Origin of the sequence: Bdellovibrio sp. BCCA, assembly GCF_037996825.1 — a bacterium.
In the GTDB taxonomy this organism is placed as follows: Bacteria; Bdellovibrionota; Bdellovibrionia; order Bdellovibrionales; family Bdellovibrionaceae; genus Bdellovibrio.
Map to the genome: position 1 here is coordinate 2,821,410 of NZ_JBBNAC010000001.1, position 15,372 is coordinate 2,836,781.

Here is a 15,372-nt window from a genome sequence, read left to right on the forward strand (position 1 = left end):
GAGTTCCCCGTTATTTTCAAGTAAGACTGAACCATGGTTAAGCAATCTAAAAAGCTCCTGGTTCAGTCTTTAAAAATCCTGTTTTCTGCAGGTATTATTTTTTGGCTCATCCAATCAGGAAAACTTAATTTCTCCGCTCTCAAAAATCTGCTCACTCCTGGTGCTGCGGCTTTGGCGTTGTTTTTAGTTCTGCTGAACCTTTTCTTTGCCAGCGAACGTTGGCGCATTCTGATTCGCTCTCAAGGCATGACAGCGCATCCCTGGTCCGTTTTTAAATTAAGCCTTATCGGCACCTTCTTTAACTTTGCCATGCCCGGTGGGGTCGGTGGCGACGTTATTAAAGCTTATTATTTCACACGCGAAAATCCCGGCAGCAAAGTTGTGGCTGTGACCAGTGTATTGATGGATCGCGTGCTGGGACTTTTTGCGATGGTTCTTTTGGCGCTCGTGGTGATGGTGTACGACATCAATCACATCATGAAGACCCCCGCCCTTTTAACGCTTCTATGGTTTATTGCGGGACTGTTTGTGGCGTTTGTAATTGCGCTCTCTTTGATTTTCTCTCAGAAGGTTTATCAAAACGGCGGACTTAAAAGGTTAATCAATAAACTTCCTCTTTCAGAAAAGTTTATGAAGCTTTACGAAAGCATGCATCTTTATGGAAAAGATGGAAAACGTTTTCTGCTCGTGATTTTCCTAAGCCTTGTTTCTCAAGCATGCGCCATCACATTTCTTTATCTTGCAGGCAGCATGGCGGGCTTCAACGACGTACCGGCCAAAACTTATTTCCTAGTGGCACCACTGGGCTTTATGGCGACAGCTATTCCTATCTCCCCTGCGGGAGTGGGCGTAGGACAAGCCGCATTTTATTTCTTATTTAATCTCTACACAGGACACCCTTCAGAGATCGGCCCGACAAGCATTACGGCTTTCCAAGTCGGAACATTTCTGATGAGTTTATGGGGTGCCTTCTTCTATCTACGCCGTAAAGATCGCGTAGAAACCACAGAGATTGCCGCAAATTAAATTTGCACCTGAGAAAAATCCTTCGCCACCGCAAACTGGAAAGAAGGATTTTTTAACTGGAACTGCAAAAGATCTTTTTGTTCTTTTTCTAGTTTTTCTGAAGACAATAAATAAAGACGTCCAACACCGGCGCCAAAAGCGGCGATGAGATCTGAAGCGCTATCTCCCACCATCACCGACTTTGCCATATTCACTTTGAGCTTGGCATTTACAAGCTGAAACATTCCCGTGCGTGGTTTGCGAAGGCCCGCATATTGACGACCTTGCGGCACGGGCTCTTTTTCATAAAAACCCGCCCACACGCACTCATCAATCCAACAACCTTTTTCAGCCAACAAGGATAACATCTTTTGATGCACCTTTTGATAATCCGTCCAAGGAATCCAACCACGTCCAAGACCAGATTGATTTGTGACTAAAGCCACCCAGAAACCCTGCGCATGCGCTTTCTTCATGAGACCGTCAATACCTGGCATCAGTTCAACAAGACTAGGATCGCGATTGTAAGGGACGTTTTTTACAACCACGTCATCTCGATCTAAAAACAGACAAGGCCCTTGATGACTGCCCTGATAATCTTCTATCGCAGATGCCTGACTCCAACTGACATGAAGCCTTTGCAAAGCCTCGGTCCAAGTTTTGAGATCACAGCCTGACCAGATAAAATCAATCAAAGGATTTTTCTCAGTCACAGCATCGGGCGAAAGTAAAAGTCTTTGCCCCTGAAGCACAGAATTAAGTTTCGTTAGAATCTCATCTTGTTCTGAAAAAAGAATCACAAGATCCTGAAACGATGTTTGCAAACGACCCGAAAGAAGATCTTGAGCACGACGTTTAACAAAGGGAATCTCGCCTAGAAACAATGATTGAAAAGGCATCATCCAAGCGGAAAGATCCTTCGGAGCCTTGTCCTCAACAAAGACAATACTGCCGCCCAACTGAACTGTTTCTAAGATTAAAGTTTCCCACTGCATCATTGGCATCCTACGACAAGTTGCCTCCTCTGTCGTCGGCTTTCTACTTGCCGCCTTGCATTTATACTTATTAGAATCTTATGCAAAAGACGGAGGAATTTGTGACTCTTTTATTGAAGCAGATTTTTAACTTCCTGAAGCTCCTGAATTCAGACACAGGAACAAATCAACTGGCGATAGGACTTTCTTTGGGATTGATCTTGGGCTTTGCTCCCGTTTTATCAATCCAAACTCTCGCCGTGTTTTTTATTATCTTCATCTTCCGCGTGCAAATCGGCGCCGCTTTTCTTGCCGCTTTCTTTTTTAAATTTGTCGCGTATCTCTTTGACCAACCGGCACACTATCTAGGCAAAGCGGTTCTTGAGATGGAAAATCTTCGTCCCCTTTTCACAACGATGTACAATATGCCGTTTGTGCCGATGACTCGTTTTAATAACAGCATCGTGATGGGTTCGATGATTGTTTCCGTCATCCTTCTGCCGTTTGCTTATTTCGGTTTTAAAGTTGCCATTATCAAGTATCGCGCCACTGTTGTCGCGCGCTTTAAAGGAACGAAATTCTGGAAAGCATTTGCCGCTACGAAATTCTATAACTGGTACCTAAAGTACGACGAACTTTACGGCTAGGACAAGAGGCACAACATGACAGAGACAACAACTACAAAACCAAAAAAAACCAAGGGTCCTATTCGCTGGGAAGCTATCATTCCTTTTGTCATCATTTGCTTGGTGATCGGACTTTATTTCCATTTCTTCTTTGACGGTCATTTACGTCGCGCGCTTGAGTGGGCCGGATACAATGCTGTCGGCGCTGAAGTGAATATCGCAAAACTTGAAACAAGTTTCTTCAATGCCAGCCTTCGCGTGCAAGGTATTGAAGTCACCGACGCCGAAAAACCAACTCATGATTCAATTAAGATCGGCGACATTCGTTTCTCGATGCTTTGGGATGCGCTTCTTCGCGCCAAAGTCGTAGTAAATGAAGCCGCTGTCGAACAAATCGAATTCGGTGTGAAAAGAAAACATCCAGGAAAAGTAAAACCACCAGAGCCCGTCTCCAATGAGCCCGGCATGGCTGAAAAACTTAAAGAACAGGCTTTAAAAGAAGCCCAAGAACAATACGGCGACAATGTTCTTGGCGATGTAATCGCAATGCTCGGCGGAGCTGACGCCAACGTGCAATTGCAAAAGCTGCAAGAATCTTTGCCTTCCAAAGCCATGATCGAAAAATTCCAAGTCGACCTGAAAGCCAAACAACAGAATTGGGACGCTCGCCTTAAAACTCTGCCGCAAAGTAAAGACATCCAAGCTTTGAACGATCGCTTGAACAAAATCAAATACAAAGACTTCAAATCGCCGCAAGAGTTGCAAGCGTCTTTGCAAGAACTCGATAAGGTGTATAAAGACGGCGATGCTATGTACAAACAAGTGCAAAGCACCGGCGATGATTTAAGCAAAGATTTAAAAGCCCTCGAAGCTCATTACAAAGAAATCGACAAACAAGTAAAAACGGACATCAAATCTTTAGAGCAACACTTCCGTATTCCAAAGCTTGATGCGAAAGCCATGACGATGGCCGTCTTCAATCGCTACTTGGCTCCGTACAAAGCGAAGTTCTATCGCTATAAAGCGATGGCCGATAAATACTTGCCGCCAAATCTTCTGAAGAAAGACAAGAAGGATGAAGAAGTCGTTATCCAACCTCATCCTCGCGAAAAAGGAATCAGCTACGAATTCGGTCGTTTGAATTCTTATCCTCTTTTCTGGATCAAGCGCACAGCGGTCAGCTCTCAAGCGGGATTGACTCCTGAAGCGGGAAACATCAAAGGTGAGATTCTAGATATCACTTCCAATCAACGCTTGATTGGCAAACCGACAGTGGCCACTTTGGCAGGTGACTTCCCAGGTATGCAAATTTTTGGTTTCTTGGTTCGTCTTTCTTTAGACAACACGAAATCTGAAAGCATTATCGACTACAAACTCAAAGTAGACTCGTACTCCATCACTGGCAAAGAGCTTGTGCAATCTCCTGACGTGCAAATTGCTTTCAATAAAGCCAACGGCACTATTGGAGTTGAGGGCAAGGTCGTAGGACTTAAAAAGATCACCGTGGGCATGGATAACAAGTTCACAAAAATTGATTACGCCGTTTCATCTAAAAACGAAATCGCCGATCAAATTTTGAAGGCTGTCTTTGCTGGTATCCCTGTTGTGACTTTGACTGTCGATGGCCAAGGCGAATTCCCGAATGTTCCACTCAATGTGAATTCAAACTTGGGACCTGAATTGCAAAAAGGATTTGAAAAACAAATCCAAGCTAAGATCGACGAAGCTCGCAAAAAAATTCAAGCAATGGTCGACGAAGAGATCGGCAAACAAAAAGCGCAAGTCGAAGCTCAGCTCAACCAACTTCGTGGTCAGTTCGACAAGGAAGTAAAAAAAGCTCAGGCTCAATTGGACGATCAGAAAAAACAAGCTGAATCCAAAGTTGAACAAGCTAAAAAAGACGCCGAAAACCAAGGCAAGAAAGCTCTCGAAAAAGAGGGACAAAAAGCCGTGGATGAGTTGAAGAAGAAACTCGGTTTCTAAATTTAAAGAATTCCGTCGATAAAATGTTCGCTCGAAGATTCGTCGAGTGAGATCCCATCAAAAAAGTTTTCTTGAGAATGTCGAAGCTCTCTACAGGACCTGTAAAGAGCTTCGACGGAATTTCTAACTTACTGTTATCACTTAATATTTTCGCTCACTTTTTGAGTCATGCCTCTTTTTTTAGCACAAGTTTTCATGATAGCCTGACGAAGAGAAACTTGAGGTGTGTATGAAAGCTTCGATTCTAAATTTAGCATTGAGCTGTGTGGTTGCCACTTTAGGTACGGCGTGCGCGAAGATGAATTTCGCTCCTGTGCCTGTGGAAGACAAGGCCTCTATCGTGGAGCCACCTCCCAGCAAAACAATTTCTTCAACTGAAGTGGTTGCTTATGGAAACAAGCAAGTCGATTTCTTGTTGGTGCTCGATGATTCGAACTCGATGCTTCCTGAACTTAAAAAACTCGCGGCAAGAATGTCGACGTTCGTAAACTCTTTGGATGCCAGCAACATTGACTGGCAAATGTGCATCACAACAACTCGCGGAGTTTCCTCGGGCGGCACTCTCGTTTTCGGAAATCCTTTAACATGGGCAAACTATGTCCCTGCGGCAGGCACTCCGGCTTACCTTTTGAAGAAAGGCACGGCCAACTTAAATACAATTTTCACATCCACGATCGACACTCTGACGATCGGTGGAGCAAACTCCGGTGATGAGCGCGCGATTAAAGCCACTCATGACAACTTTAAAAATTCATCTTCTCACGCGTGTTATCGTGCCGGTGCTGCAATTTCTGTTATCGCGATCTCTGATGAAGACGAACGCTCTGTGGGTGGCGATCCTAAAAACGTAAAAGCGAAAGATGCCGACGGCGCTTATCAACCCTTTGAAGCCGAAGACTATCCACAAACCATGGTGGATCGCGCGAAAGCAACATTTGGTGACGATGTTCGTTTCACATTCAGTTCGATCATCGTAAAGCCTGACGACAAAGTTTGCGAAGGCGAACAAGACGTGGATTTGTCTCCAAGTCATTTTGGTCATACTTATGCAGAAGCTTCCCGCCTCACGGACGGAGGTGTTGGAAGTATTTGCGACGCCGACTACAGCGCGAACTTGAATACCTTCAAAGACAAAATCGTGAATTCACTTTCATCGCTGACTTTGCAATGTGAAGCCAAACCAAAAAGTCTTAAAGTTAAAGTCGGAGGCCTTGATGTCTCAGGACTCAAACTTGACGGCAAAGTTTTGAAATTCACTTATCCGTTAATCGAAGGAACGCAAATCGATTTGCAGTACGACTGCGAAGATTGATTATTTTCCCAAAAGGGATTTCACGTAAGCGACTGAATCCTTATTGTACCAATCTATAGAGCCCACAAGTTTCTTCACGAGCTTGTGGTCCTTCCCTAGCACCATAGATTCAGGCAAACGGGAAATCTGGAACTGCTTCATGAACGCACGGTCTTGATCCCACACGATCTTGATATTGGCATCTTTAAGTTCTGGGAAGGACTTCATAAAGACTTGGATATCCTCAAGCTTGCTATCACCAGAGATCGCTATCAACTGCACGTCCCCTTTAAATTCTTTCACAAGCTTGATCAGCGACGGCACTTCTTCAATACAAGGCCCACACCAAGAAGCCCAGAAGTTCAGGATAACAACTTTCCCATCCATAGATTTAAGTTCGAAAGACTGACCGTCGAGATCTTTAGCTTCGAAATTGGGAACGCCCTTCTTCTCATAAGTCTCTAAAGTCGCATAAGAAGAGTTCTCAACCGGCTTTGAGCCAAAGAGCTGATTGAATCCCCAAACACCCAGGGCGCCGACAATAACAACAATGATGATAGCTTTAAGATGTTGATTCATAGTAAGTCCTCTATGGACTCAACTTAGTTGATTACCCACGATGGAGCAACCGTTGACTCTGGCAAAAGGTACGGACTTACTTGTGTTAGCGCATTCGCGTCTAACGCCGATCTCAACCAAAAGTAAGTCCGTACCTTTGATGGAGAGAAATTTGGGTAAAAAAAAAGACCTTGGTTTCCCAAGATCTTTTCCGAAAATCTTAATTTTGAAGATTCAAATTAAGCGCGAGCTGCTGCTCTTGCTTTCTTTTGAGTCTTTTTAACAGACTTTTTCTTAGCAGCTACAAGTTTAGTAGATGCTTTTTTCGCAGTAGTAGCTTTTTTAGCTGCTGCTTTTGGTTCAGCTTTAGTCGCTTTCGCTTCTTCTTTAGCTGCGCCTTTTGCTTCGAAATCGTAGTCTACGAACTCAAGGAATGCCATCTCAGCAGTGTCACCAGGGCGACGACCGATTTTGATGATACGAGTGTAACCACCTGGGCGTGTTTTAAAGCGTGGAGCAAGATCTTTTACAATCGCTGCAACAGCGTCTTTATTTGGGTAGCGAGACATCAACAAACGAGTTGTTGCCAAATCACCTTTTTTACCAAGAGTGATCGCTCTTTCAACGTGGCGACGTACTTCTTTAGCACGATCAACAGTTGTAGTGATGCGGCCGTGCTCGATAAGAGAAGTTACAAGACCTCTCAACAAAGCTTTTCTTGGGCCAGATTTACGATCGAAATGTTTTACTCTTCTTCTGTGTGAGCTCATTTTATTCTCCGTTAAACGTACTGACCGGATTAGGTATCAGCACGATAGTACCCCGAAGGGTCACTTTTAAGGGCTCCTTGCCCCGCAACTCCCGCAGGAATCGCTGTTTAGAACACCATCATTGGAAATTCTTAATTGGAAAGGCATCCTGATTTCTCAGAATGCCTTTTAAAATATTACTGCTGAGATTCTCTTTTTTGAGGTGGTTGGCTTGGATCCCAACCTGCTGGCGGCCAGCCTTCGATTTTCATACCAAGGCTAAGTCCCATCTCACCCAAGATCTCTTTAATTTCGTTAAGAGACTTACGACCGAAGTTTTTAGTCTTAAGCATTTCTGCTTCTGAACGAACAACCAACTCACCGATGTAACGGATGTTAGCGTTTTTCAAACAGTTTGCAGAACGCACAGACAACTCAAGATCGTCTACAGAGCGGAACAAATTCTCATTCAATGAAGGAGAACCCATTTCACGAGCTTCTTCAGCTGGCTCCATAGTTTCGTCGAAAGTAAGGAAGATCTGAAGTTGTTCTTTCATGATTTTAGATGAAAGAGCTACAGCTTCTTCAGGTTTCAAAGAACCATCAGTCCAAACTTCCAAAGTCAATGCATCGTAATCAGTTCTTTGACCAACACGCGCATTTGAAACGTTGTAGTTAACCTTTCTGATAGGGCTGTAAAGGGCGTCAACGCCGATAAAGCCTACAGGAAGATCAGTCTCTCTGTTTTCTACTGGTACATATCCACGACCGAAGCTCACGATGATTTCGGCGTTGAAGTTTGCATTAGCACCCAAAGTTGCAAGATGGTGATCTGGGTTTAGAACCTCGATCTTATCTGAAGTTTGGATATCCGCTGCAGTTACTTTACCTGGACCTTTTTTAGAGATTTTCAAAGTAACAGAGTCAGAAGTGTACTGTTTAAAGCGAACTTCTTTAAGGTTCAAGATGATGTCAGTTACATCCTCAAGAACGTCTGGGATCGTAGTGAACTCGTGCAATACGCCTTCAAACTTAACAGCTGTAATTGCAGAACCCATCATTGAACTAAGAAGAATTCTTCTTAGGGAGTTACCAAGAGTAACCCCAAAGCCTCTTTCGAGGGGACGGATAATGAATTTAGCGTAATCTTCACGAAGAGTATCACGATCAACCTCAAATCCCTTTGGTTTGATCATCTCTCTCCAGAACTTATAATAGTGCTCTTGCATGCTTCCCCCGAGAGGTAAAATTATCTTGAGTAGTATTCAACGATCATGTTCTCTTCAACTGCCACTGTTACATCTTCACGGTTTGGAAGATCTTTAACAGTTCCAGTGAATTTCGCATGATCAGCTTCAAGCCAAGCTGGTACAGATCTGCGTGCTACTGATTGAATAGCAGCTTGGATCTTAACAACTGCGCGGCTTGATTCCGCAACTGTAATAACGTCACCCTTATTTACAATGATGCTTGGAATGTTAGCTCTCTTACCATTCAACAAGAAATGGTTGTGTTTAACAAGCTGCCTTGCTTCACGACGAGAGTTAGCATACCCCAAAGAGTAGACAACGTTATCAAGTCTTGTCTCGAGGAACTTAAGAAGCGCAGTACCAGTCAATTCTTTTGAGCGGTTGGCTTCAGATACATATTTTACAAATTGTTTTTCAGAAACACCGTAGTATCTCTTAGTTTTTTGTTTTTCACGCAATTGAAGTGCAAATTCAGAGAACTTCAAACGAGATTGACCGTGTTGTCCTGGAGGATAAGGTCTTCTTTCGAAAGAACACTTATCTGTGTAACAACGATCACCCTTCAAGAAAAGTTTCACGTTTTCGCGACGGCAAAGCTTACAAACGCTTTCGTTAATGCAGCTCACGATATACTCCTATTAAATTCTTCTACGCTTAGGTGGACGGCAACCGTTATGTGGAACAGGTGTGATATCTTTTAGAGTCAAGATTCTCATGCCTGTTGCTGCCAATGCACGAATTGCAGGTTCACGACCAGCGCCTGGTCCTTTAAGATAAACGTCCACAGATTTCATGCCTGCTTCCATAGCTTTTTTTGCAGCGTCTTCTGCCGCGGACTGTGCTGCATAAGGAGTACCTTTACGGCTTCCTTTGAAACCAAGGTGTCCAGCAGAGGACCAAGACACCGTAGCTCCGTTTGGATCAGTCATCGTAACGATAACGTTTCCGAAACCAGCTTGGATATAGCAGTTCCCTTGAGGAACGTTTCTTTTAACTTTTTTCTTAGCAACTGTTTTTGCTTTATTTTCAGTATTCATCTGTCAGTTACCTTTATACGGCTTTTTTCTTGTTAGCTACCGTCTTCTTAGGACCTTTACGAGTACGAGCGTTAGAACGAGTGTTCTGACCACGTACAGGCAAGCCTTTACGATGACGGATACCACGGTAGCAGTTGAGGTCCATAAGACGCTTGATAGACAAACCGATTTCACGACGCAAATCACCTTCAACTTTGAAGTTTTGCTCGATGATGCCACGGATTTTAGCAATGTGCTCATCCGTAAGGCCTTCAGTTCTCAATTCGTGAGGAATGCCTACTTGCTTGCAAATCATAGCCGCGCGAGGACGACCAATGCCGTAAATATAAGTCAACGCGATTTCAACGCGTTTATTTCTAGGTAAGTCGACACCAAGGATACGTGCCATGATTAGCCCTGCCTTTGCTTATGTTTAGGGTTTTCACAGATAACGCGAATAACGCCTTTTCTTTTAATAACTTTACATTTGTTACAGATCTTCTTAACTGATGGTCTTACTTTCATAATGTCTTCCCATACGCTTAGTTTCATCCCAAAAAAGGACGAAAATACCAGCAAAAACACGAACGCGGTTCGGCACGCTAACACCGATAAACATTAAAGTCTAGAGATAAAAATAATACAGCCGTCTTATTTTATTATTTTTTCGATCTCTGAATAGACTTCCTCGGTGCCTCTATTGCCGTCCAGTTCAATGTACTTTCCTGCTTTTTTATAAAACTCTTTTAAAGGGCTTGTGAATTCTTCGTAGGTTTTAAGACGAGTCTCGATCACATCGGCTTTGTCGTCATTACGTTGAATGACTTCTCCCCCACAAACATCACATTTGCCTTCCGTCTTGGTAGGCTTGCTAACGATATGGTATACGGTTCCGCAATTTTTACAGACACGTCTACCCGTCAGTCGATCCATCAAAATCTTCATCGGAACTTCGAGAAAAATAGCTTTTCCGATAGAAAGATTCATTTTAACTAACAATTCATCTAAAGCCTGGGCTTGCGCCACAGTTCTTGGGAAACCATCCAAAATGATGTCTTTAACACCTTTTTGAAGGACTTCCTCAACCATGCCGATAACAATGCTATCTGGCACAAGTTGACCCTTATCCATATACTCTTGGGCTTTTTTTCCGAGGTCCGTTTGGCCTTTGATTGCCGCTCTGAATAAGTCGCCTGTGCTGATCTGAGTCATTCCCAAGCGCTTAATGAGCAATTCAGACTGAGTACCTTTACCGGCCCCGGGGGCTCCAAAGAGGATCAAGTTCATTAGAACTGAACCCTTCTGCTACGGATCTTAGCTCCTTTTAAGAAGCCCTCATATTTTTGAGTGATCATATGAGATTGAATCTGCTGAGCTGTATCCAAAGCAACACCGATTAGGATCAACAAACTTGTTCCACCGAAATGGAAAGGCACGTTGAACTGAGTCGTCATGATTCCTGGCAAAATACAGATCGTGCAAAGATAGATACAACCAAGAACGTTTACGCGCTCAAGAACCTTTTGGATATAGTCAGACGTGCTTTTACCAGCGCGAACGCCAGGGATGAAACCGCCGTACTTTTTGAGGTTATCAGCTACGTCGTTTGGATTGAACACGATCTCTGTATAGAAGAACGAGAAGAACACGATCAAAGCCACGAACATGATGTTGAAGATAGTTCCAGAAGGATTCAAAGACTCCTGCAACGCTTTCAACCATGGCGTTTGTACGAACTGAGCCATTGTCGCCGGGAACATCAACAAAGAGCTCGCGAAGATTGGTGGGATAACCCCAGAGAAATTGATTTTAATAGGCAAGTGGCTTGTTGGAGTTTGCATTGACTGCATACCGCCACCTTGTCTTTGTGAATACTGGACAGTGATACGACGTTGCGCCACTTCCATATAGATAACAGCCGCAATGATCGCGATCATGAAAAGGATCAATAGAAGCGCCAATGCGAAACGCATTTCACCCGTGCGAACAAGCTCCCAAATTTGTTGAGCGCCGCCAGGAATTGCTGCTGCGATACCAGTGAAGATGATAAGTGAAGAACCGTTACCGATTCCTCTTTCAGTGATTTGCTCGCCCAGCCACATGATGAAGCAAGTACCTGCTGTCAATGTGATGATAGTCATGATTTGGAATGGCAAGAAAGCCACTGTTGGAGCCGTCACTAGAGCGTGCCCCTCAGGACTTGTAGAGTTCATCAACCAGCTGCTGATGCCGTAACCTTGAACAACTGCCAAGGCTACTGTTGCATAACGAGTGTACTGATTGATTTTACGGCGCCCTTGCTCCCCTTCTTTCTTCAACGCTTCCAAGTATGGAATCGCTGAAGTCAAAAGTTGGAAGATGATGGACGCCGAAATGTACGGCATGATTCCCAATGCGAAAACGCTGAATTGGGAGAGAGCACCACCCGTGAAGGTGTTAAACAAACCAAAGATCCCGCGGCTCTGAGCTTGGAAGAATGACAATACAGCAGTTCCATCAACTCCAGGAGTCGGAACGTGTACACCAATTCTGTAAATAGCCAACATAGCCAAAGTGAACAAGATGCGTTTACGAAGATCAGAATTCTTTGCGATGCTCTCAATTGCAGACACTATTTAATTACCTCGACTTTGCCGCCAGCAGCTTCAATAGCTTTCTTAGCGCTTTCTGAAAATTTGTGAGCTTTTACAGTCAAAGCTGTTTTAAGCTCGCCATTTCCCAAAATCTTAACAGCGCCTTTAGATACAAGTCCAGCAGCGTGTAGAGTTTCAGGAGTTACTTCTCCAGAAAATTTAGCAAGTTGTGATAAATTAACAATCTCAAATTTGTTAGCAAACGCGACGTTGCTAAAACCAAATTTAGGAAGACGACGATGCAAAGGTGTTTGACCACCCTCGAAGCCACGGCGAACAGTACCGCCCGTACGAGCTAACTGACCCTTGTGACCTTTTGTCGATGTGCCGCCCATACCAGAACCGATACCACGACCGATTCTTTTTGGAGCGTGCTTAGATCCTGCTTTGGGTGCCAATGTTTTAAGCAAGCTCATGATTACCCCTTAACTTCAACATCAACTAGATGCTGAACTTTCATGATATTTCCACGTGCTGCTGGAGAGTCTTTCACTTCTACAGTGTGATGACGTCTCTTCAAGCCAAGAACGCGAACTGCGTCCTTTTGAGCTTGAGTGCAAGCAATCGTTGATCTTTTCAATGTTACTACGAATGTTTTAGCCATTTTTGCCACCAGTCCGACTATTTAAGCTGTTTCAACTGCTTTAAGCCGTCGATTGTTGCTCTTACAGCATTGTGAGGGTTACGAGTCCCAACACATTTAGTAAGAATGTCTTTTACACCTACAGACTCAAGAACTGCACGCACCGCGCCACCCGCGATTACGCCAGTACCAGGTGCTGCTGGTCTCATGATGACTTTCGCGGCACCGAATTTACCGATAACTTCGTGAGGGATTGTACGTCCTTCTTTCAAAGTTACAGAGCGAGCAGATTTTTTTGCAGATCTGCTTGCTTTACCGATAGCCTCAGGAACCTCTCCAGCTTTACCAGAACCAAAACCAACATCGCCGGCTTTGTTTCCAACTACTACTAGAGCTGCGAAAGAGAAGCGACGACCACCCTTAACAACTTTTGTTACGCGGTTGATCGCTACTACACGCTCTTCTAATTCAGCTGCTTGAGCTTGAACTTTCTCCACACATCACTCCTTAGAAATTAAGGCCGCCCTCACGAGCGCCTTCAGCTAGAGATTTAACACGTCCGTGGTACAGGTATCCGTTACGGTCGAAAACCACATCTTTGATGTTCTTAGAAGAAGCGGCTTTTGCTACTTCCATACCAACAAGTTTCGCCATGTCGATACCAGATTTGTCCTCTTTACCAAGAGAAGAAACAGCTACCAAAGTAGTGCCCGCAACGTCATTGATGATCTGAGCGTACATGTGCTTACCGCTACGGAATACGCAAAGACGAGGTCTTTCCGCAGTACCGTTTACAGTCTTGCGGATTCTGATTTTCTTCTTGAGGCGGTTCGCTTTTCTATCACTAGTATGTTTGCTTACTTTAATTTTCATACATTACCTCAATTATTTACCAGCCGACTTACCAGCTTTACGTCTGATATGCTCACCAGCGTAACGAACACCTTTTGCAAGATAAGGCTCAGGTGGACGGAAAGAGCGAATTTTCGCCGCTACTTGTCCAACAAGCTCTTTGCTTGGGCCAGTGATCGAAAGTGCAGTTTGCTTGTCAACTTTGATCTCGATTCCTTCAGGGATGTCGAAGATCACTGGGTGAGAGAAACCTAAAGAAAGTTCCAATTTTTTGCCAGCTACGTTTGCACGGTAACCGACCCCATGAAGTTCAAGGCCCTTAGTGAAACCTTTTGTTACGCCAGTTACGGCATTTTGAATAAGCGCTCTGTAAAGACCGTGCAATGCACGAGTTTCTTTAGAGTCATCATTGCGAGTCAATACAACTTTCCCACCCTCTACTTTTGCAGTGATGTTTGGTTGCATGCCAATTTTCAAAGAAGACTTCGCACCTTTAACGAGAACTTCGTTAGCAGGTGAAACGCTTACTTGTACTGTGTTATCAAAAACAACGGGTGCTTTTCCAATACGTGACATTTTTCACCTACCAAAGTGTCGCAAGCAATTCACCACCGAGTTTAGCCTCAGTAGCTTGCTTACCGCTCATGATTCCTTTGCTTGTGCTGATAATGGACATACCCATTCCAGAACGAACTACAGGAATTTTGTCAGATTTAATATAAACTCTGCGACCTGGACGTGATACGCGGTCGATAGAGTTGATCACATGGTTTCCAGCTTCGTCGTATTTCAAGTAAACACGCATGATGCCTTGTTTACTGTCTTTAGCGACTTTGAAGCTTCTGATCAAACCTTCGTTAACGAGGATTTGAGCAATACCCGCTCTTACTTTTGAAGCAGGAAGATCCACTTTTTCGTGTTTCGCTGCTCCAGCATTTCTAATCATTGTAAGGAACTGAGAAATTGTATCCATAGTGATCCTCTTACCAGCTAGCTTTCGTTACGCCAGGCAATTTACCGTCAAGGGCCAATTGTCTGAAAGCGATACGAGACAAACCGAATTTTCTGTAGTTACCACGAGGGCGACCAGAGATCTCACAACGAGTGATAACACGGTTTGGATTCGTATTCTTAGGAAGAGCTTGAAGCTTCTTACGAGCTGTAGCTCTTTCTTCGTCAGAAAGTTTCATGTCGACAGCTTTCTCTCTAAGTTCAGCTCTGTATTGAGCGTAACGCTTAGAAAGCTCTTTTCTTTTATTGTTTTTTACGATGCTTGATTTACGAGCCAAGTGACACCCCTCTTACTTTCTGAAGGGCATGCCAAGTGCTTCAAGAAGCGCTCTGCCCTCAGCGTCGTTTTTAGCAGTTGTACAAATAGTGATGTTCATACCGCGAGTTTTATCAACTTTATCGTAGTTGATCTCAGGGAACACGATTTGTTCTTTCAAGCCCATGTTGTAGTTACCACGACCGTCGAAACCTTTGTTTGGCAAACCGCGGAAGTCTCTTACGCGAGGAAGTGCCAAAGTGTTCAAACGATCTAGGAAAGACCACATTTTCTCTCTTCTCAAAGTCACGCGAACACCCAATGGGATGCCAGCACGCAATTTGAAGTTAGAGATAGCTTTTTTAGCTTTCGTGATAACAGCTTTTTGACCAGTGATCGCAGTGATCTCGTCAACAACTGTGTTCAAAATTTTTGGATTTTGAACTGCTTCGCTCAAGCAAACGCTAAGAGTGATTTTCTCCAAGCGAGGAACTTGCATCACGTTTTTAGCTCCCAATTGTTTCATCAGAGCGGGAGCGATCTCTTTTTTGTATTGTGTATGTAAGCGATTCATCTCATCACCCC

At 44.0% G+C, this 15,372-nt stretch carries 22 protein-coding genes; 4 read left to right on the plus strand and 18 right to left on the minus strand.

Translation table 11 applies throughout. The features are described 5' to 3' along the window. The first annotated feature begins 33 nt into the window (after positions 1-33). Positions 34-1,026, plus strand: a complete 993-nt coding sequence (locus tag AAAA78_RS13625; RefSeq protein WP_340592599.1) for a lysylphosphatidylglycerol synthase transmembrane domain-containing protein — start codon at positions 34-36, stop codon at positions 1,024-1,026. On the opposite strand, the gene AAAA78_RS13630 is transcribed toward AAAA78_RS13625, so the two are convergent. Then, on the minus strand, positions 1,023-2,009 hold the full coding sequence (locus AAAA78_RS13630) for an HAD-IIIA family hydrolase (RefSeq protein ID WP_340592600.1): 987 nt from the start codon (positions 2,007-2,009) through the stop codon (positions 1,023-1,025). The genes AAAA78_RS13625 and AAAA78_RS13630 overlap by 4 nt on opposite strands. A 71-nt stretch (positions 2,010-2,080) precedes the next feature. On the opposite strand from AAAA78_RS13630, the gene AAAA78_RS13635 reads away from it, so the two are divergent. The 3 genes from AAAA78_RS13635 to AAAA78_RS13645 all read left to right on the plus strand — a co-directional run bounded on the left by AAAA78_RS13635 (position 2,081) and on the right by AAAA78_RS13645 (position 5,900). Continuing rightward, the gene (locus AAAA78_RS13635) at positions 2,081-2,626 is read left to right on the plus strand and encodes a TIGR03546 family protein (protein ID WP_340592601.1); all 546 of its coding nucleotides are present in this window, start codon (positions 2,081-2,083) and stop codon (positions 2,624-2,626) included. Positions 2,627-2,641: 15 nt separating this feature from the next. Then, complete coding sequence (locus AAAA78_RS13640; protein WP_340592602.1) at positions 2,642-4,588, plus strand: TIGR03545 family protein; 1,947 nt, start codon at positions 2,642-2,644, stop codon at positions 4,586-4,588. A 229-nt stretch (positions 4,589-4,817) separates the two neighbouring features. After that, on the plus strand, positions 4,818-5,900 hold the full coding sequence (locus AAAA78_RS13645; protein WP_340592603.1) for a hypothetical protein: 1,083 nt from the start codon (positions 4,818-4,820) through the stop codon (positions 5,898-5,900). Here AAAA78_RS13645 and AAAA78_RS13650 read toward each other — a convergent pair whose 3' ends face one another. The 17 genes from AAAA78_RS13650 to rplE all read right to left on the minus strand — a co-directional run bounded on the left by AAAA78_RS13650 (position 5,901) and on the right by rplE (position 15,361). Continuing rightward, on the minus strand, positions 5,901-6,458 hold the full coding sequence (locus AAAA78_RS13650; RefSeq protein WP_340592604.1) for a TlpA family protein disulfide reductase: 558 nt from the start codon (positions 6,456-6,458) through the stop codon (positions 5,901-5,903). Between the two features lie 218 nt (positions 6,459-6,676). Next, positions 6,677-7,207, minus strand: a complete 531-nt coding sequence (gene rplQ / locus AAAA78_RS13655) for a 50S ribosomal protein L17 (protein WP_340592605.1) — start codon at positions 7,205-7,207, stop codon at positions 6,677-6,679. A 176-nt stretch (positions 7,208-7,383) separates the two neighbouring features. Continuing rightward, a complete protein-coding gene (locus AAAA78_RS13660; protein ID WP_295905263.1) occupies positions 7,384-8,415 on the minus strand; it encodes a DNA-directed RNA polymerase subunit alpha in 1,032 nt (343 codons plus the stop codon). A gap of 20 nt (positions 8,416-8,435) precedes the next feature. Further along, positions 8,436-9,062: a 30S ribosomal protein S4 gene (gene rpsD, locus AAAA78_RS13665; RefSeq protein ID WP_295905262.1), complete on the minus strand. Its 627-nt coding sequence runs from the start codon at positions 9,060-9,062 to the stop codon at positions 8,436-8,438. A 12-nt stretch (positions 9,063-9,074) separates the two neighbouring features. Beyond that, positions 9,075-9,473 (minus strand): 30S ribosomal protein S11, encoded by a 399-nt coding sequence (gene rpsK, locus AAAA78_RS13670; protein ID WP_340592606.1) that lies wholly within the window; start codon positions 9,471-9,473, stop codon positions 9,075-9,077. A 13-nt stretch (positions 9,474-9,486) separates the two neighbouring features. Further along, the gene (gene rpsM / locus AAAA78_RS13675; RefSeq protein WP_295905258.1) at positions 9,487-9,861 is read right to left on the minus strand and encodes a 30S ribosomal protein S13; all 375 of its coding nucleotides are present in this window, start codon (positions 9,859-9,861) and stop codon (positions 9,487-9,489) included. Between the two features lie 2 nt (positions 9,862-9,863). Continuing rightward, positions 9,864-9,977 carry a 50S ribosomal protein L36 gene (gene rpmJ / locus AAAA78_RS13680; RefSeq protein WP_080683743.1) on the minus strand — a complete coding sequence of 38 codons (114 nt, stop codon included), beginning with the start codon at positions 9,975-9,977 and terminating at the stop codon, positions 9,864-9,866. Positions 9,978-10,103: 126 nt separating this feature from the next. Further along, positions 10,104-10,739, minus strand: coding sequence for an adenylate kinase (locus tag AAAA78_RS13685; RefSeq protein WP_340592607.1), 636 nt, complete (start codon positions 10,737-10,739; stop codon positions 10,104-10,106). Then, positions 10,739-12,064, minus strand: coding sequence for a preprotein translocase subunit SecY (secY, locus tag AAAA78_RS13690; protein WP_340592608.1), 1,326 nt, complete (start codon positions 12,062-12,064; stop codon positions 10,739-10,741). The genes AAAA78_RS13685 and secY overlap by 1 nt, the downstream gene beginning before the upstream one ends. After that, complete coding sequence (gene rplO / locus AAAA78_RS13695) at positions 12,064-12,501, minus strand: 50S ribosomal protein L15 (protein WP_340592609.1); 438 nt, start codon at positions 12,499-12,501, stop codon at positions 12,064-12,066. Before rplO ends, secY begins: the two co-directional genes overlap by 1 nt. Before the next feature lie 2 nt (positions 12,502-12,503). Continuing rightward, complete coding sequence (rpmD, locus tag AAAA78_RS13700; RefSeq protein WP_413943177.1) at positions 12,504-12,698, minus strand: 50S ribosomal protein L30; 195 nt, start codon at positions 12,696-12,698, stop codon at positions 12,504-12,506. 8 nt (positions 12,699-12,706) lie between these two features. Next, positions 12,707-13,165 carry a 30S ribosomal protein S5 gene (gene rpsE, locus AAAA78_RS13705; protein ID WP_295905248.1) on the minus strand — a complete coding sequence of 153 codons (459 nt, stop codon included), beginning with the start codon at positions 13,163-13,165 and terminating at the stop codon, positions 12,707-12,709. A gap of 10 nt (positions 13,166-13,175) precedes the next feature. After that, the gene (gene rplR / locus AAAA78_RS13710) at positions 13,176-13,541 is read right to left on the minus strand and encodes a 50S ribosomal protein L18 (protein WP_295905246.1); all 366 of its coding nucleotides are present in this window, start codon (positions 13,539-13,541) and stop codon (positions 13,176-13,178) included. A gap of 12 nt (positions 13,542-13,553) precedes the next feature. Further along, positions 13,554-14,096: a 50S ribosomal protein L6 gene (gene rplF, locus AAAA78_RS13715; protein WP_340592610.1), complete on the minus strand. Its 543-nt coding sequence runs from the start codon at positions 14,094-14,096 to the stop codon at positions 13,554-13,556. A gap of 7 nt (positions 14,097-14,103) precedes the next feature. Beyond that, positions 14,104-14,493, minus strand: coding sequence for a 30S ribosomal protein S8 (rpsH, locus tag AAAA78_RS13720; RefSeq protein WP_295905242.1), 390 nt, complete (start codon positions 14,491-14,493; stop codon positions 14,104-14,106). Between the two features lie 10 nt (positions 14,494-14,503). Then, entirely contained in the window at positions 14,504-14,809 is a 306-nt protein-coding gene (gene rpsN, locus AAAA78_RS13725) for a 30S ribosomal protein S14 (RefSeq protein ID WP_295905240.1), read from the minus strand. Positions 14,810-14,821: 12 nt separating this feature from the next. Further along, on the minus strand, positions 14,822-15,361 hold the full coding sequence (rplE, locus tag AAAA78_RS13730; RefSeq protein ID WP_340592611.1) for a 50S ribosomal protein L5: 540 nt from the start codon (positions 15,359-15,361) through the stop codon (positions 14,822-14,824). Positions 15,362-15,372 lie beyond the last annotated feature (11 nt).

Coding starts and splice junctions, on each gene's coding strand:
- rplE (WP_340592611.1), bottom strand. CDS start 15,361: ATGAATCGCTTACATACACAATACAAAAAAGAGATCGCTCCCGCTCTG.
- AAAA78_RS13635 (WP_340592601.1), top strand. CDS start 2,081: ATGCAAAAGACGGAGGAATTTGTGACTCTTTTATTGAAGCAGATTTTT.
- rplF (WP_340592610.1), bottom strand. CDS start 14,096: ATGTCACGTATTGGAAAAGCACCCGTTGTTTTTGATAACACAGTACAA.
- AAAA78_RS13640 (WP_340592602.1), top strand. CDS start 2,642: ATGACAGAGACAACAACTACAAAACCAAAAAAAACCAAGGGTCCTATT.
- rpsH (WP_295905242.1), bottom strand. CDS start 14,493: ATGGATACAATTTCTCAGTTCCTTACAATGATTAGAAATGCTGGAGCA.
- rpmJ (WP_080683743.1), bottom strand. CDS start 9,977: ATGAAAGTAAGACCATCAGTTAAGAAGATCTGTAACAAATGTAAAGTT.
- rplO (WP_340592609.1), bottom strand. CDS start 12,501: ATGAGCTTGCTTAAAACATTGGCACCCAAAGCAGGATCTAAGCACGCT.
- rpsK (WP_340592606.1), bottom strand. CDS start 9,473: ATGAATACTGAAAATAAAGCAAAAACAGTTGCTAAGAAAAAAGTTAAA.
- rpsM (WP_295905258.1), bottom strand. CDS start 9,861: ATGGCACGTATCCTTGGTGTCGACTTACCTAGAAATAAACGCGTTGAA.
- AAAA78_RS13645 (WP_340592603.1), top strand. CDS start 4,818: ATGAAAGCTTCGATTCTAAATTTAGCATTGAGCTGTGTGGTTGCCACT.
- AAAA78_RS13630 (WP_340592600.1), bottom strand. CDS start 2,009: ATGCCAATGATGCAGTGGGAAACTTTAATCTTAGAAACAGTTCAGTTG.
- rplQ (WP_340592605.1), bottom strand. CDS start 7,207: ATGAGCTCACACAGAAGAAGAGTAAAACATTTCGATCGTAAATCTGGC.
- rplR (WP_295905246.1), bottom strand. CDS start 13,541: ATGAAAATTAAAGTAAGCAAACATACTAGTGATAGAAAAGCGAACCGC.
- AAAA78_RS13685 (WP_340592607.1), bottom strand. CDS start 10,739: ATGAACTTGATCCTCTTTGGAGCCCCCGGGGCCGGTAAAGGTACTCAG.
- AAAA78_RS13625 (WP_340592599.1), top strand. CDS start 34: ATGGTTAAGCAATCTAAAAAGCTCCTGGTTCAGTCTTTAAAAATCCTG.
- AAAA78_RS13650 (WP_340592604.1), bottom strand. CDS start 6,458: ATGAATCAACATCTTAAAGCTATCATCATTGTTGTTATTGTCGGCGCC.
- AAAA78_RS13660 (WP_295905263.1), bottom strand. CDS start 8,415: ATGCAAGAGCACTATTATAAGTTCTGGAGAGAGATGATCAAACCAAAG.